This is a genomic window from Faecalibacterium hattorii (genome assembly GCF_003287455.1).
GTDB classification, from domain to species: Bacteria; Bacillota; Clostridia; order Oscillospirales; family Ruminococcaceae; genus Faecalibacterium; species Faecalibacterium hattorii.
The window spans coordinates 83,485-98,699 of the sequence record NZ_PRLC01000009.1 but is presented as its reverse complement, the minus strand read 5'-3'; the positions used below and the strand labels follow the sequence as shown (position 1 = coordinate 98,699).

At 62.8% G+C, this 15,215-nt stretch carries 16 protein-coding genes; 8 read left to right on the top strand and 8 right to left on the bottom strand.

Annotation, left to right across the window (positions count from 1 at the left end; genetic code table 11):
- Positions 1-45: 45 nt before the first annotated feature.
- From C4N23_RS07710 to C4N23_RS07695, 4 genes are all read left to right on the top strand, one after another.
- On the top strand, positions 46-1,182 hold the full coding sequence (locus tag C4N23_RS07710; protein ID WP_112145220.1) for an FtsW/RodA/SpoVE family cell cycle protein: 1,137 nt from the start codon (positions 46-48) through the stop codon (positions 1,180-1,182).
- 95 nt (positions 1,183-1,277) lie between these two features.
- Positions 1,278-2,627 carry a UDP-N-acetylglucosamine 1-carboxyvinyltransferase gene (gene murA / locus C4N23_RS07705; protein ID WP_112145218.1) on the top strand — a complete coding sequence of 450 codons (1,350 nt, stop codon included), beginning with the start codon at positions 1,278-1,280 and terminating at the stop codon, positions 2,625-2,627.
- A gap of 71 nt (positions 2,628-2,698) precedes the next feature.
- Entirely contained in the window at positions 2,699-3,865 is a 1,167-nt protein-coding gene (ftsZ, locus tag C4N23_RS07700; protein WP_097840252.1) for a cell division protein FtsZ, read from the top strand.
- A gap of 48 nt (positions 3,866-3,913) precedes the next feature.
- On the top strand, positions 3,914-4,465 hold the full coding sequence (locus tag C4N23_RS07695) for a hypothetical protein (RefSeq protein ID WP_055189968.1): 552 nt from the start codon (positions 3,914-3,916) through the stop codon (positions 4,463-4,465).
- Between the two features lie 55 nt (positions 4,466-4,520).
- Here the strand turns inward: C4N23_RS07695 and C4N23_RS07690 are convergent, their stop codons facing one another.
- The 8 genes from C4N23_RS07690 to C4N23_RS07655 all read right to left on the bottom strand — a co-directional run bounded on the left by C4N23_RS07690 (position 4,521) and on the right by C4N23_RS07655 (position 11,683).
- The gene (locus tag C4N23_RS07690; RefSeq protein WP_055189970.1) at positions 4,521-5,102 is read right to left on the bottom strand and encodes a hypothetical protein; all 582 of its coding nucleotides are present in this window, start codon (positions 5,100-5,102) and stop codon (positions 4,521-4,523) included.
- 1 nt (position 5,103) lies between these two features.
- On the bottom strand, positions 5,104-5,325 hold the full coding sequence (locus tag C4N23_RS07685) for a YdbC family protein (protein WP_055189971.1): 222 nt from the start codon (positions 5,323-5,325) through the stop codon (positions 5,104-5,106).
- A 101-nt stretch (positions 5,326-5,426) separates the two neighbouring features.
- A complete protein-coding gene (locus C4N23_RS07680; RefSeq protein WP_181567092.1) occupies positions 5,427-5,654 on the bottom strand; it encodes a hypothetical protein in 228 nt (75 codons plus the stop codon).
- Between the two features lie 464 nt (positions 5,655-6,118).
- The gene (locus tag C4N23_RS07675; RefSeq protein WP_112145215.1) at positions 6,119-8,575 is read right to left on the bottom strand and encodes an AAA family ATPase; all 2,457 of its coding nucleotides are present in this window, start codon (positions 8,573-8,575) and stop codon (positions 6,119-6,121) included.
- Positions 8,572-9,711: an exonuclease SbcCD subunit D gene (locus tag C4N23_RS07670; RefSeq protein WP_112145212.1), complete on the bottom strand. Its 1,140-nt coding sequence runs from the start codon at positions 9,709-9,711 to the stop codon at positions 8,572-8,574. Before C4N23_RS07670 ends, C4N23_RS07675 begins: the two co-directional genes overlap by 4 nt.
- 90 nt (positions 9,712-9,801) lie before the next feature.
- The gene (locus C4N23_RS07665) at positions 9,802-10,272 is read right to left on the bottom strand and encodes a peptidoglycan-binding domain-containing protein (protein WP_112145210.1); all 471 of its coding nucleotides are present in this window, start codon (positions 10,270-10,272) and stop codon (positions 9,802-9,804) included.
- A gap of 54 nt (positions 10,273-10,326) precedes the next feature.
- Complete coding sequence (locus tag C4N23_RS07660; RefSeq protein ID WP_242983751.1) at positions 10,327-10,968, bottom strand: stage II sporulation protein R; 642 nt, start codon at positions 10,966-10,968, stop codon at positions 10,327-10,329.
- A gap of 88 nt (positions 10,969-11,056) precedes the next feature.
- A complete protein-coding gene (locus tag C4N23_RS07655) occupies positions 11,057-11,683 on the bottom strand; it encodes a hypothetical protein (RefSeq protein ID WP_112145208.1) in 627 nt (208 codons plus the stop codon).
- Positions 11,684-11,918: 235 nt separating this feature from the next.
- On the opposite strand from C4N23_RS07655, the gene C4N23_RS07650 reads away from it, so the two are divergent.
- From C4N23_RS07650 to C4N23_RS07635, 4 genes are all read left to right on the top strand, one after another.
- Positions 11,919-12,494 carry a nitroreductase family protein gene (locus tag C4N23_RS07650; RefSeq protein ID WP_112145206.1) on the top strand — a complete coding sequence of 192 codons (576 nt, stop codon included), beginning with the start codon at positions 11,919-11,921 and terminating at the stop codon, positions 12,492-12,494.
- 202 nt (positions 12,495-12,696) lie between these two features.
- Positions 12,697-13,539 carry an ABC transporter substrate-binding protein gene (locus C4N23_RS07645; RefSeq protein ID WP_112145203.1) on the top strand — a complete coding sequence of 281 codons (843 nt, stop codon included), beginning with the start codon at positions 12,697-12,699 and terminating at the stop codon, positions 13,537-13,539.
- A 107-nt stretch (positions 13,540-13,646) separates the two neighbouring features.
- Positions 13,647-14,411, top strand: coding sequence for an amino acid ABC transporter permease (locus tag C4N23_RS07640; RefSeq protein WP_055189983.1), 765 nt, complete (start codon positions 13,647-13,649; stop codon positions 14,409-14,411).
- A complete protein-coding gene (locus C4N23_RS07635) occupies positions 14,401-15,165 on the top strand; it encodes an amino acid ABC transporter ATP-binding protein (protein ID WP_055189985.1) in 765 nt (254 codons plus the stop codon). Before C4N23_RS07640 ends, C4N23_RS07635 begins: the two co-directional genes overlap by 11 nt.
- Positions 15,166-15,215 lie beyond the last annotated feature (50 nt).

Below are 15,215 nucleotides of genomic sequence, written 5' to 3'. Positions count from 1 at the left end.
AGCGCCAACACTCCGGCGTACAATAAGAAGACTGGGGGTGACGGGATGAAACAGGCGGCGTTGACCAAACGACGGGTACCGCTGCGGGTGCTGCCGGCGCCGGATCTGCCATTTCTGGTGCTGGTGCTCACGCTGGTGGGGTTCGGGCTGGTGATGCTGGGCAGCGCATCGGGGGCGGTGGCCCTCTACCGGCGGGGCGATGCCTTGGCGTATCTGCGGCCGCAGATGCTTTATGCGGCCATGGGCATTGCCGGGATGGGGCTGGCCAGCCGGGTGGACTACCATATCTTTCACAAGCTGGCGTGGCCGCTGCTGGCCGTTTCGCTGGTCTTGCTGGCAGCGGTGCTGTTCATGCCGGAGTACAACGGCTGCAAACGGTGGCTGGTGCTGCCGGGGCTGGGGACTTTACAGCCCAGCGAGATCGCAAAGTTCGCGGTGGTGCTGGTGTTTTCCCACATCATCTCGCTGAACCATGACCGGATGCAGAGCTTTGCCGTGGGGGTGCTGCCCTTTGCGCTGGTGCTGGGCGTGGTGGCGGCGCTGATGCTGCTGGAGCCGCACCTTTCCGGCACCCTGCTCATCTTGGGCATCGGGGCCGTGCTGATGTTTGTGGGCGGCACCGGGCTGCGGTGGTTCGTGCTGGCGGGGGTCGGCGGGGCTGCGGCCATTGCGGCGGCGGTGATCCTTATGCCGGAGCTGGTGCCCTACGCGGCGGACCGCCTCCGCTCGTGGCAGGACCCCTTTGCCGACCCGCTGGGCGACGGCCACCAGACCATCCAGAGCCTGTACGCCATCGGCTCCGGCGGGGCCACCGGGCTGGGGCTGGGCAACAGCCGCCAGAAGCACCTTTTTGTGCCCGAACCTCAGAACGACTTTATCTTTTCCATCGTCTGCGAGGAGCTGGGCTTTGTGGGAGCCTGTGCCGTGGTGGGGCTGTTCGTGCTGCTGCTGTGGCGGGGCATCATCATCGCGGCCAAAGCCCCCGACCGCTTCGGGGCTCTGCTCGTGGTGGGGTTCGTGGTGCAGGTGGCTCTCCAAGCTGTGCTGAATGTGGCCGTCGTCACCAACACCATCCCCAACACCGGCATCAGTCTGCCCTTTTTCTCCTCCGGCGGCACCAGCCTGATGATGCTGCTGGGAGAAATGGGAATCGTCTTGTCGGTTTCGAGAGGAGAGACCTGAAAAGCCACAACAAACTCCATCGGCGATCAGATCCGAACATCCAGCCCTCATTTCGCATACTGTGGGGTATCTTTTGCGAAATGGGGGCTGCATTTATGGAAAACCGGATCGTGGTAACAGGCGGCCGTCCGCTGAACGGTGCGGTGCGCATCCCGGCGGCGAAAAACAGCGTGCTTCCGCTGCTTGCGGCGTCCATGCTGTGCTCGGAGAGGGTGCGGCTGCGGGCAGTGCCCCGCCTTTCGGATGTGGCGGTGAGCCTTGCACTGCTGCGGGGAGCAGGGTGCGCGGCCCGGTGGGAAGGGGAGGATCTTGTCCTCTCCGGCCCGCCGAAAACCGGTGCGCTTCCGGGACAAACGGCGGAACAAATGCGGGCGTCCATCCTGTTCTGTGCGCCGCTGCTGGCGAAGCTGGGCCGCGCCGAGACGAATCTGCCCGGCGGGTGCAGGATCGGGGCCCGGCCCATCGATCTGCATCTGGCCGGGCTGCGGCAGATGGGGGCTGTGGAGTGGGACGCCGGGCCGGGCCGGTTGGTGCTGACGGCCCCCTCCGGCCTCCACGGGGCTGAGATCACCCTGCGCTTCCCCAGTGTGGGGGCGACGGAAACGCTGGTGCTGGCGGCGGCGTGCGCCAAGGGCACCACCGTGCTGCGGGGCGCGGCGCGGGAGCCGGAGATCACAGATCTGGCGGAATTCCTGAACCGCTGCGGTGCGGCCATCCAAGGTGCGGGGAGCTCGACGATCCGGATCGAGGGGCGGCGGAATCTGAGTGGCTGCATCTTTTCGCCCCTGCCGGACCGCATTTTTGCCTCCACGCTGGCCTGTGCTGCGGCGGCGGCCGGGGGGCGGGCGGAATTGCTCGGCTGCCCGGCGGGGCTGTACGCGCCGGTGTTGGAAATTCTGGAACAAATGGGCTGCCGGGTGGAGGCGGGCGGCGAGAGCGTCCGAGTTTCCCGGTTCGGGCGGCTGTACGGGGCAGGGCGGGTGTTCACCGGCGTCTACCCGGCGCTGGCCACCGACGCGGCCCCGCTGCTGGCGGCGGCCATGGTCTGCGCCGAGGGGGAAAGCAGCATCGAGGATGTGATCTTTGAGCGGCGGTTCGGCTGCGCCGTCGGTTTTGAACGCTTTGGCGCGAAGGTGCGGGTAGATGGACGAACGTTGTCGGTGGCGCCGGGCAGTACGCTGCGGGGAGCCGCCGTGGAAGCGCCCGACCTGCGGGGCGGGGCTGCGCTGGTGCTGGCGGCGCTGGCGGCGTCGGGCACCAGCGTCATCACCCATCCGGAACATATCGACCGGGGGTATGCCGCTTTTACGGAGATTTTGGCATCTTTGGGAGCACAAATTCGCCGCGAAGCGCCACTCCGAAACACGTCCGCGAAAAAAACCTCTTCAAAAAAGCAAAATCATCTTGCAATCGGGCCAAAAAGATGGTACGATACAGTTATATAAATGTAGGTTTGATATAATTCTGTGCGAAACGCTCAGGTCTACGATAACATCCGCATTGGAGGACAAAAGATATGGCACTCATGCTTGACGAAGAAATGGATGAAAACGTTACGACGATCAAGGTCATCGGCGTAGGCGGCGGTGGCGGCAACGCAGTCAACCGCATGGTCAGCGACGGCCTGCAGGGCGTCGAATTCATCGCAATGAACACCGACCAGCAGGCGCTGGCCAAGAACCATGCTGCTACGAAGGTGCAGCTGGGCTCCAAGCTCACCAAGGGCCGCGGCGCGGGCGCAGACCCGGAGATCGGCCAGCGGGCTGCTGAGGAGAGCAAGGACGAGATCGCAAATGCGCTCAAGGGTTCCCAGATGGTCTTCATCACCGCCGGTATGGGCGGCGGCACCGGCACCGGTGCAGCTCCCGTTGTGGCGGAGGTGGCACACGATCTGGGAATCCTGACCGTCGGCATCGTCACCAAGCCCTTCTCTTTTGAAGGCAAGCGGAAGATGGGCCTTGCCGAGCAGGGCATCGCCAACCTGCTGATGCATGTGGACAGCCTGATCGTCATCCCCAACGAGCGCCTGAAGATGATCAGTCAGGAAAAGATCACCCTGATGAACGCCTTCCAAGCAGCCGATAACGTGCTGCGTCAGGGCGTGGAGTCCATCTCTGCCCTGATCAATGTGCCCGCTTTCATCAACTTGGACTTCGCCGATGTGCGCTCCATCATGAAGGATGCGGGCTACGCTCACATGGGCGTGGGCAGCGCCAAGGGTGCCGGCAAGGCCGAGAACGCTGCCAAGGCCGCCATTTCCTCCCCGCTGCTGGAGACCAGCATTGCGGGTGCCCATGGCGTCATCATCAACATCACTTCCAGCCCCGATATCGGTCTGGAGGACGTCGAGACCGCAGCCGGCCTCATCACCCAGAGCGCCCATCCCGATGCGAACATCATCTGGGGTACTGCGTTCGATGAGAACCTTTCCGACGAGATGCGCGTGACCGTCGTTGCCACCGGCTTCGACAACAAGATCCCCGAAGGGCTGCGCAGCACCCTGAACGGTGCCACCGGTGCCGCAAGCTCGACCCCGTCCGCTGTCTTCAGCTCCGACGTGGCCGCTGCGAAGAACACCGCAGCCCCTGCTTCGGCTTCCGCCGGCGCAAAGCCCGTGGAAGAGGAGAGCAGCGACAACCGTTACTACGACGAGCTGCTGGCGATCCTGAACAAGCGCAAGTAATAACGAACGGTGTGATCTCTTGCGCGGGAGCGTAAGGAGGGCAGGAGGATGCTGGACGTATGGCTGCGCACCGAGTGGCTGAGCTGCCGCAAGAACAGCGTGCTGCGCTGTGTGGAGCGGTACAGCGCCGCTGCGGCCAGCGAATACCGCCGCGCTCTGCGCAAGGTGCAGGAAGTGGAGGAAACCATGGTGCAGGGCGAGGTGGAAGCACTGAACCGCCGCCTTTCGGCAGCCAATGCCGAGATCCGGCGCTATCAGACCCGCTTGTTTGCCTGTGAGCGCGAGATGGTCGCGCTGCGGCAGGAGAACGCGGAGCTGGAAGCACTGTGCGATCAGGCCCGGAAAAACGAGCTGCTCCCCCAAAAGCGTCCCCAGCCCCCGGTGCTCGATCAGCCGGGTCTGCCGGTGATCGTCTTTCCCGGTCAGGCAAAGCCGGAGGCAGAAGCTCCTGCTCCGGAAGAAACCAGACCGGAGCCGCCCGCCGCACCGCAGGAGGAAGAGCAGCCATCCCCCTTTGAACAAAAGGACTGGAAGCCCACCACCGCCCTCGATCAGCTTTCGGTGGACATCGTACATCAACTGGAAGCCCTGATGGGTTAAGAAACACAAAAAGCCGCCTCAGATGCAGCTGCATCCGGGACGGCTTTTTTGCGTGTTATCGTACCGCACTGGTGCGGTGTTCCATGAGATAGGTGGCCTCAAGGTCTGCGATGTGCAGTTTGACGGCCAGCGGGTACTTGTCGTAGGCTTCCGAGATGGCAAAGCAGCCGCCCTTGGCTGCGTCGTCAAAGCCGCCCATGTGCCAGCGGATCGCCACGGCCTCCTCGATCTTCAGCTTCATGAACCGCTCGATGAGGAAGACGCTCTTCTCGCCGTGGCCGTATGGGAACAAGTCCTCTACGCTGTAGGAGGGCACTTTTTCCCACTGGCCGGTGACGTCGTTCTTCACGTTGCGGGTCCCGGCCTTGTAGTAGTTGGCCTTGCACAGGTCGTGCAGCAGGGCGCAGATGGCGAAGGTCTCCTCGCTGTCGCCTTCGGTGAAGAAGGTGTCGTGCAGCGCATGGTAAACGTTCAGGCTGTGCATACACAGGCCCCCTTCACACGCGCCGTGGAAGCGGGTGGACGCCGGGGCGGTGAAGAAATCCGTCTTCTTGTCCAGCCAGTCCAGCAGCTTTTCGCTGCCGGGGCGGGAGACGTGCTGGTGCCAGATGGCCAAAAACTCTTCGCGGTCTCCCATCTTACAGCTCCAGATCGTCGAGGATGCCCTTGAGGATGGCCAGCTCGTCGTGGCTCAGGGAGATGCCCTTGCCCATGCGGGTACCGTCCGGGGACCAATCACGGATGTCGTACTTAGGGTCGCCGTCGTTCCAACTGATGAGGTTGAGCTGGCGCTCCCAGCCGCGGGGCCGCTGAGACAGCACCGCGATGCGCTGGACGACTTCGTATTTGATTTCTGCCATAGTTCCTTTACCTGCCTTTGCTTTGTTTGCTACCATAATAAAAGAACACGGCGAAGATTTCAACCGGAAATTGAAAATTCTTTGAAAATTTTAGCCAATGTTTAGCCATAGGGGGCTTCCTGCCGCCAGTCCACCAGCTCGCGGACGCCTTCGGGGTCGTCGGGGGCGGGGTGGCGGCTGTGCTGCTGCTGCGCCGGGCCGAACAGTCCCAGCCCGTACTGGGCCATCACGCCCGGTACATTCCCCGCCAGAAACTCTTGGGCGTTCTTCTGGCGGCACGCCACCGGCGTCCCGTCCGTCATGGGGATGCTGCGCTTTTTCGGTTCCATAAAAACACCTCCACGTTTAAGATTTGCAGAAACGTGGAGGAATATGTATGGGAGAAAAATGTAAGCAGTTGCGAAACGAAGGCACTGCGTTGCGGAAGCGCAGCCCCATCGGAAGCACGATCTAAACCGAGGCTCTGCGCCGCCTCTGCCGGGCTTGCCCTCTCCGTCATCGCTTGCGCGATGCCACCTCTCCCAAAGTGAGAGGCCTTGGCAAAGGCGTGAAGTCTGAGCACAACGCCTGACGGCTCTTTTTGCGGCAGCAGGGCGTAAAGTATAAAATGGAAAACTTGGCGGACTGCCAAGGGCTCTCCCTTTGGGAGAGCTGGCGCGAAGCGCCTGAGAGGGCAAGCCCGGCAGAGGGAACGCTATGCCTTTGTTTAGCACAGCGTACCGTAAGGCAGAGAGGGCAAGCCCGCCAGCGGGGCAGCAGCACGTCAGTTTAGATTGGACTTAGGATGAAAAGATCACACGACCAACTCCACCGTACTCCCTCCGCTGCGGGCCTTTTTGACCAGCACCTGTCGGTCAATGCGGTCCTTGAGGGCGGCGACGTGGGAGATGATGCCCACAAGGCGGTCGCCCTCGGTGAGGGAGGAGAGGACGCGGATGGCCTGTTCCAAGCTCTCGTCGTCCAGCGAGCCGAAGCCTTCGTCGAGGAAAAGGGTATCCAGCCGGATGCCGCCCGCGGTGCGCTGTACTTCGTCCGAGAGGCCCAGCGCCAGCGCCAGTGATGCTTTGAAGCTCTCGCCGCCGGAAAGGGTCTTGACGCTGCGGCGGGTGCCGTTGTAGTGGTCGATGACGCCGAGGTCAAGGCCGGATTGGCTGCGCTGGTTCTCTGCCCCCACCCGTTCCAGCTCGTACTGCCCGGCGGTCATCTGCATCAGCCGGGTGTTGGCGTGGACGAGGATGCGGTCAAGGTAGTGCATCTGGATGTAAGCTTCGAGGCGGATCTTCTGCTTGCTGCTCAGGGTGCCGCCCGCCGTAGCAGCCAGCGCGTTGACCCACTGCCACCGGGCTTCGAGGGTCTGGCGGGCATCGGCAAGGCGGCGGTAGTCGGCGGCGGCGCTTCGGTTGGGCACGAGCTGGGCCGTCAGGGCCTTTTCCAGCGCGGCGGCCTGTCCGCGGGCGGCTTGCAGCTCCGTCTGCCGGGCCCGCAGGGCGTCGAGGTCACCGGGAACGCTCTGCTTGGCGTCGGTGAGCTGCTGAGCCAGCGCCGCCGCCGTAGCGGTGCGGGCGGCAGCGGCTTGTTCGGCGGCAGCGGCGGCGGCTTCCAGCGCGGTGCGCTGAGCGGCTTTCGTTTTGCGTGCCGCTTCCAACTGGGTGCGGCGGGTGCAGTCGGCACCCGCTTTCCGCAGGGACTCCCGGTTCTCGCGCTGGGCCGCCTGCAGGGCGGCGGTCTCCTCGGCAAGGGCTGTTTTCAGCAGGACGACCGTCAGGGGCACCGGCCCGTCGGGGGAGGTGAACCGCTCCGGCAGAAGCTGCTCGGCATCCCGGCGGAGGGTGGCCTTGCCCTCCCGCTGGGTGGCAAGAGCCTCCCGCGCGGCAGCGGCGGCTTCCTGTGCGGCGCGGTCAGCAGTTTCCGAAGCTTTTTTGGCGGCGGTCACCTGCGCTTGGGTGGGGGCGGTGCGGGGAAGCGAGGCCTTAGCCGGGTGGTGGGTGCTGCCACAGACGGGGCAGGGCGTGCCCTCGGTCAGAGTCTGGGCCAGCAGCCCGGCCTGTGCGTCCAGAAAGCCGCGCTCCAGCGTGTCCCGCTGGGCGTGGGCGGCATCCTGCGCCTCGGCGGCAGTGCGGTAGCGCTCCTGCGCCTGTTTGGCGGCGTGGGTGCGGCGCTGGTCCTCGGTCAGGCTGTTGGAGAGAGCGGCGAGCGCCGCCTCCCGCTGGGCCAGCTGCTGCTTTTGGGCGGTGAGGAGGGCGTTCTGCGTCTCCGGGTCGCCGAGGGCGGCCAGCTCCGTCTCCGTCCGGGCCAGCTCCTCGTCCAGCGTGTTGAGCTGGGCCCGCGCCCGGCGGGCCTTGGCCTGTTCAAGGTCGGCTTCGCTTTGGGCGGCCCCTTGCTTGGTTTCGAGCTGGCGGCGGAGGGCTTCCGCCTGTTCCGCCTTGCCGAGGGTCTGCTGTAAAGCGTCCAACTGGGTCTGCGCGTCCGTGTGGGCGGCAGCGGCGGCGGACAGGGCCGCTTCCTGCCGGGTGAGCAGGGCGTCCAGTCGGTCGGTCACTTCCTCCGGGGCTGTCTGGGCCGAAAGCGCCCCCAGCGCGTCGGCGTCAGGGTCGTCGGCCGGGTATCGGATGCCGGACAGCACCGCGTCCAACTGGACGTTCTGGGCCGTGCGCTGGGCGGTGAGCTTGGCGTTTTCCTCTTGGAGGGCGTCCTGCAATTTCTGATAGCGCTGGGTGCGGAACAGCTTGCGGAAGATCCGGCTCCGTTCTTCGGTGGTAGCGTTCAGCAGCCGGGTGAACTGCCCCTGCGCGATCATGGCGATCTGGGAAAACTGGTTGTAGTCCAGCCCGATGAGCTCAGTGACGGCGGCGGTGACCTCTTTCGCCTTGGTCACGGGCGGGCGGCCGTCGGCAAAGGTGAGGGTGGCGTCGGCTTTTTCGGTGGTGAGGCCCTCACCCCGCGCCTTGGGGCGGAGATATTCCGGGTTGCGCCGGACGGTATACCGTGCCCCGCGCACCTCGAATTCCAGCTCCACGAAAGTGGGGGTGCCGGGGTCGGCGTATTTGCTGCGGAGCATCCCGCCGTCCCGCACGCCGCCGCTGGAGCGGTCGTACAAAGCATAGGTGATGGCGTCGAAGAGGGTGGTCTTGCCTGCGCCGGTGTCGCCGGCGACGAGGTAGAGCCCGCCTTTGCCGAGACGTTCCAGCTCCAAGGTGGTGGCGCTGGCATAAGGGCCGAAGGCCGAAAGGGTCAGCTTGAGCGGTCTCATACATCCTCCTCCTTCCAGAGCGTTTCGATGAGCTGCTGGCAGAAGGCGGTCTGCTGGCTCGTCATGGGTTGGTTGTTCTGCAATTCGTAGAAGGCCGCGAAATGTTCCAGCGGCGTTTTCTGCTCGGTCCGGGCCGGGGCGTCGAGGTCGTTCTGGGTCCGGGTGCGGAGGTTGTCGTAGTCCAGCCGCATGAGGTTCGGGTAGATGACCCGCAGCCGCGCCAGCGCGTCGGGCACGTCCTGCTGGTCGGTCAGGGTGATGTGGAGGTAGTCGTCCACGGCGGTGTCTGCGTAGCGGCGGCGGTCCGTCAGTTCCATGTAGCTGCCGCGCACTTCCCGCAGGTCGTGCCGGGGCGTCAGGGGCAGGGTGGTGATGCGGACATCGCCCTTCGCCCCCAGCTCTACAAGGGTCGCGCTCTTGTGCTGGCGGGCTTCGGAAAACGAGTACTTGAGCGGAGTGCCGCAGTAGCGCACCGTGTCCCGCCCCACCTTCTGCGGGCTGTGCAGGTGGCCCAGTGCCACATAGTCGAAGGCGTCGAAGAGGGCAGCGTCCACACAGTCCAGCCCGCCCACCGAGGGTTCCTCGCTCTCACAGGCGGCGGCCCCGGCTACGAACTGATGGGCCACCAAGACGCTGCGGCGGGCGGGGTCGGGGGCGCAGCGGCGCAGCACACAGCCCAGCGCGTCGCTGTACGTTTCGATGGGCTCGTCCGGGTACACGTGGCGCACCATGGCGGGCTTCAGGAAGGGAAGCAGATAGATGTCCACGGGGCCGAAGTCGTCGGTCAGGGTGATGGGCGCGGGGACTCCATCGAACACCGGGCTGACGTAGACCCGGCTCCCGGCCAGCAGGTGCGAGCCGAACGCGATCCGCTCGGCGGAATCGTGGTTGCCGCTGATGGCGAACACCGGCAGCCGCCGGGCCGAAAGCGCGGTGAGGAACCAGTCCAGCAGCCGGACGGCCTCGGCAGGGGGAACGGGCTTGTCGTACAAGTCGCCCGCCAGCAGCACAGCGTCCACGGGGCTGGAGTCGAGGAGGGAGAGGATCTGCTCTAAAATGTACCGCTGGTCGTCCAGCATCGAGAACTCGCACACCCGCTTGCCGAGGTGGAGGTCGGAGAGATGAAGTAAGCGCATGGTGCACCGCCTTTCGGTTGAGATACCCTTATTATAACACAAAAACGGCATCTGCAAGGGGGTGACTTGCAGATGCCGTTTTGTGAAAATTTAGAACATCTTTTCCCACGTTGCCTTGCCGACGGAGCCGTCAGCGGTCAGGCCGTTGCGGCGCTGGTAGCGCTGGACAGCGGCAACGGTAGAAGCGCCGTATTTGCCGTCGGTGGTCAGCTTCTCACCCAGCGAGTTCAGCTTCTGCTGCACCAGCCGGACGGTGCCGCCCGCGGTGCCGCTCCGCAGCACGACGCCGGGGTAGGGGACATTCAGGCCGTGCTTGGCCGTGTACTTGGTGTAGAGCACGTTCCATGTGTTTGCGCCCACTTTTCCGTCCATGTTCATGCTGTTCTTGAGCTGGAACTCCTTCACGGCGTTCTCGCTCTTGGTGCCGAAGCGGCCGTCCACGGCCAGCTCAGGGTACCATGTGCAGCTGTCCCGCACACCGTTGAGCCATGTCTGCACCAGCGCGACATCCGGTCCGGTGGAGCCGTTCTGGATCAGGGAATAATACGCAGGGATCGCCATTGTGGTCACACTCCTTCCACAATCAGCTTATGCAGCGCAGGGAAGGGACGTGACTTAACGGCTGCCGATGAGAATCTTGTCCCGGCGGCTGGCGGTCCATCTCTGCCATGTTTCCACGCACTTGAACCGCAGGACGTACTGCCCGCAGACGAGGTCGTTTTCGGCGGGGGCGGCGTAGCCGCCGCAGGCGGAGCGACACAGGCTGGGGTAGAGCACGCACCACCAGTTCCGGCCGTAGGGTGCCGCGCCAAGGTCGATCCGCACAGCCTGATACCGCCCGGCGGGCAGAACGCCGGTGGGATACCGGGTGGTATCGAAGTACATTTCCACCAACTGCACCCGCACCGGTGCAAAACTGCCCCGCCGCGCCAGCGCCCCGGCGGCGGCAAGCTGCAAGTCGGGCAGGTGTGCGGCAGCCCACGCGCGGGCTTCGGGCTGGGTGGAGGCGGTGCAGTGGGCGTCCAGATAGGCCAGCAGAGCGTCCCGCACGGCCAGCTTGTCCGTCTGGTCGGCGATGGTATCGCTGGCGGCACGGATGTGCAGCCGCAGCGTGTCGGCAGAGAGCGCGGCCCCGGTGTCCAGCTGGGCGCGTCCCCAGCCAAAGAGCGCTTGGATGCCGACGCAGAGCGCCAGCGCCGCGCCGAGCGTGATGCAGCCAAGAAGCATCCTGCGGCGGGAGAACATTGCAGATTCCATAAAAAACAGACCTTTCCGCTGGAAATGATATCCAGAGGATTGGTCTGTTGAGGGGGATCTATTCAATCATAGCAGGAAAAGGGAAAATTCAGCCGTTTGCCACCATCTCGATCAGCTTGGCACCGCCCTTGGTGTTCAACTGGAAGAAAGCCTTATTGCGGGCCTCGTCGATGGAGACGTCGATGGGGGTCTTGGTGCCGTCGGCGTTGACCAGCAGCAGAGAGTAGCCCTTGACCGCATCCACCGGCAGCTCGATGTTCGTGGTGGTGTCCGAATCCATCACGCGGGCGGCGGTGGTGCGCAGGTTCTCGACCTTACCGCACTTGGCGCAGACAGCGTTCTGGATGTAGGTGGAGTTGTAAAAGGCAACGGTCATCACCGTTTTGCCGTTTTTCAGGCTGCCCTTGTACACCTTGATGTTGGAGTAATTCGAGAAAGCGAACTTCACCTCGCTCAGCCGCTCGACCGGGTCAGTCTTGCCCTCCTTGCCGCAGTGGGGGCAGAGGGTGATGGTCTCTCCGTCAAGGGAGAAGTCGGTGGGGACGCAGTCCTCTTTCCACTCCTCGGTGATCTTCCACTCGTGCTTGCCATCCTTGCTCTTGGGGCAGGTATCCTTGTTTGCAGCGTCTGCGGCGAAGCCGGAAACAGCACTGCCCACCAGCAGACAGGCTGAAAGCCCCAGCATCGCAAGCGTTTTCAGAATACGGGTTCTCATAGCAGTTCCTTTCTCCCTGCGAACGGGCAGGGCCACACGGTTAAATTTCGTTCAAAGCGTCGTTTCCGCGTGTTTTTCTGCACCCTCATTATACCATTTGAAGGAAAATGCTGTCAATGGTTCCTTTTTAACCGAAGTGCCGTCCTGCCGCTTGCGTGCAGGGCCGGGACGCGCTATACTATTCTCATTAAGATGCGCCGATTTGGGCGAATCACGGAAGGGAGAAATTGATAAGATGTCTGTGATGGAAAAGCTTTCCACCCGCCGCACCTACCGCCGGTTCCGGCAGAAAGCTGTGCCGCAGGATGTGGTGGAGGACCTCATCGAAGCCGTCCGTATTTCCTCCAGCGCTGCCAACCGCCAGCCGGTGCGGCTGGTCATCGTGAATACCCCCGAAGCCGTGGCTACCGTGCAGCCGCTGGTCAAATGGGCGGCCTATCTGCCGCCGGAGCAGGGCACCCCGAAGGCCGACGAACAGCCGACGCTGTATGCCGCCGTGGTGGATGACACCTCGCTGCCCGGTGACCACGGGGTTGACCTCGGTATCGCGCTGGCCAACCTGACGCTGGCCGCTTGGGATAAAGGCGTGGGCAGCTGCATCATGGGGGCCATCGATAAGCCCGCCCTCACCGAGCTGCTCCACATCGAGGAGCCGCAGAAGCTGATGTACATGGTGGCCTTCGGCTACCCATCCCACGAAGCACACATCGTTCCTATGACCGAGGAGACCGGCGTGAAGTATTATCTGGACGAAAACCGGGACTACTGCGTTCCGAAGCGGAGCAAAGAGGAAATTGCAAGATACTTGTGAGGCTTTCTGCATATATACATTCATTTCTCCCATCTGATTGCATAAGTGTTCTCAAAAAGGTTTCATTTTTATCGAATTTTTGCACAACACTTGACTTTTTTATTTGTACAATCTATACTAAAGCCGTTCTCCGGCGCTTCGATGAATCGCATCGCCGCCCCAGACGTGAAAGATTATACAATCAATTGAGGAGTGTTTGAATATGAAAAAGATTACTCGCCGCAGCTTTCTCGCTGCCGCTGGTCTGACCGCTGCCGCTCTGGCTCTGACCGCATGTGGTGGTTCTTCCTCCAGCACCGCTTCTTCCGTTGCAAGCTCTGCTGCCGCTTCTTCTGAGGCTGCTTCTTCCAGCGCTGCCGCTGCTGAGCTGACCACCGTTGAGGCTGGCAAGCTGACCATGGCTACCAACGCCGCCTTCCCTCCGTACGAGATGACCACCGATGCCGGTGACTTCGAGGGCATCGACATTGAGACCGCTCAGGCCATTGCCGACAAGCTGGGTCTGGAGCTGCAGATTGACGACATGGACTTCGACGCAGCGCTGCTGAGCGTCCAGCAGGGCAAGGCTGATATCGTCATGGCTGGCGTCACCGTCACCGACGAGCGCAAGGCCGTCATGGACTTCTCCGACAGCTATGCCACCGGCATCCAGTCCATCATCGTGCCGGAAGGCTCTGACATCGCTTCTCCCGACGATCTGGCGGGCAAGAAGATCGGCACCCAGCGCGGCACCACCGGCTACATCTACTGCTCCGATGACTTCGGCGATGAGAACGTCGTGGCTTACGACGACGGTCTGACCGCTGTGCAGGCTCTGAACAATGGTCAGGTGGACGCCGTGGTTATCGACAACGCCCCCGCCAAGGAGTTCATCGCTGCAAATCCCGGTCTGGTCATTCTGGAGACCAGCTACGCCGAGGAAGATTACGCCATCGGTCTGGCAAAGGGTTCTTCTCTGGAGGACGCCATCAACAGCGCTCTGGAAGAGCTGAAGGCAGACGGCACCCTGCAGTCCATCGTGGACAAGTACATCTCTGCTGAATAATCAGCTTCCAATGTACCCATGGGGAGGCGGCTCTACGGGAGCACCTCCCCTTTTTTGGAAAAACAAGGTTACAAAATTCTGACAAAAAAACGAAAGTGAGGATGCGAATGGCCGCACAATACGAACTGCTGAAAGAGCTGCTCAACAGCGGCACGAAGCTCGGCTTCGGGCAGGAAATGTTCTACAAATTTTATCAGGCGTTCATCCTGAAGGATCGCTGGATGCAGTACATCCAAGGCGTCGGCACCACCCTGCTCGTCACCGCCATTGCGTTGACGCTGGGCATCGTGCTGGGCAGCGTGGTTGCCTTGGTCCGTGTTGCCCACGACCAGCAGCGCCCCAACCACAAGAACCCGGTGCTGGGCTTCTTCAACGCCGTGTGTCAGGTGTACACCACCATCATCCGCGGCACGCCTATGATGGTCCAGCTCCTCATCATGAGCATGGTCATCTTCGCCAACAGCCGCAACTTCACGGTGGTCGGCGCACTGGCGCTGGGCATCAACTCCGGTGCCTATGTGTCGGAGATCATCCGCGGCGGCCTGATGGCCGTGGACCCCGGCCAGATGGAAGCCGGCCGCAGCCTTGGCCTGAACTACATGACCACCATGGTTGTCATCATCATCCCGCAGGCCATCCGCGCGGTGCTGCCCGCCCTTGGCAACGAATTCATCGTCCTGCTCAAGGATACCTCGCTGATCACCGTCATCGGCGGCAAGGAGCTGCTGTATGCGGCACAGGGCATCATGAACCGCACCTATGAGGCCATGTTCCCGCTGTGCGGCGTTGCAATCATTTACCTGATCCTCGTCATGCTGTTCACACGGCTGCTGGCGAAGTTTGAGAGGAGGCTGGCTCAAAGTGACCGATAAGATTCTGGAAGTCCGCGGCCTGACCAAGACCTATGGCGGCGAAACGAAAAAGGGCGCAAAGCAGCCCACCCCCATTCTCGATGTCCTGAAGGGCATCGACATCGACATCTACCGCGGCGATGTGGTCTGCCTGATCGGCCCTTCCGGCTGCGGCAAGTCCACCTTCCTGCGCTGCCTGAACCGGCTGGAGATCCCCACCAGCGGCTCCATCAAGTTTGAGGGCGTGGAAGTCGATGACAGCCACATCGACGCCGTGCGGCAGAAGATGGGCATGGTGTTCCAGCACTTCAACCTCTTCCCGCACCTGACCGTCAAGCAGAACCTTGAGCTGGCTCCCACCCTTCTGAAGCTGAAGGATAAGGAAGCAATCTCCGCCAAGGCAGACGAGCTGCTGGCCCGCGTCGGCCTGTCCGACAAGGCCGACGCCTACCCCAAGAGCCTGTCCGGCGGCCAGCAGCAGCGCATCGCCATCGCCCGCGCCCTCGCCATGGACCCGGACGTGATCCTTTTCGATGAGCCCACCTCCGCCCTCGACCCCGAAATGGTCGGCGAGGTGTTGGAACTGATGAAGGAGCTGGCCCACACCGGCATTACTATGCTGGTGGTCACGCACGAGATGGGCTTCGCCCGCGAAGTGTCCAACCGCGTCATCTTCATCGACGACGGCAAGATTCAGGAGGATGAGCCCCCGCAGGAGCTGTTCTCCAACCCCAAGCACCCCAGACTGAAAGCATTTTTGTCCAAGATGCTGTAAGATCAAGAGTACAAAAAACCGCTGCTATTGTGCAGCGGTTTTTTTGTTGC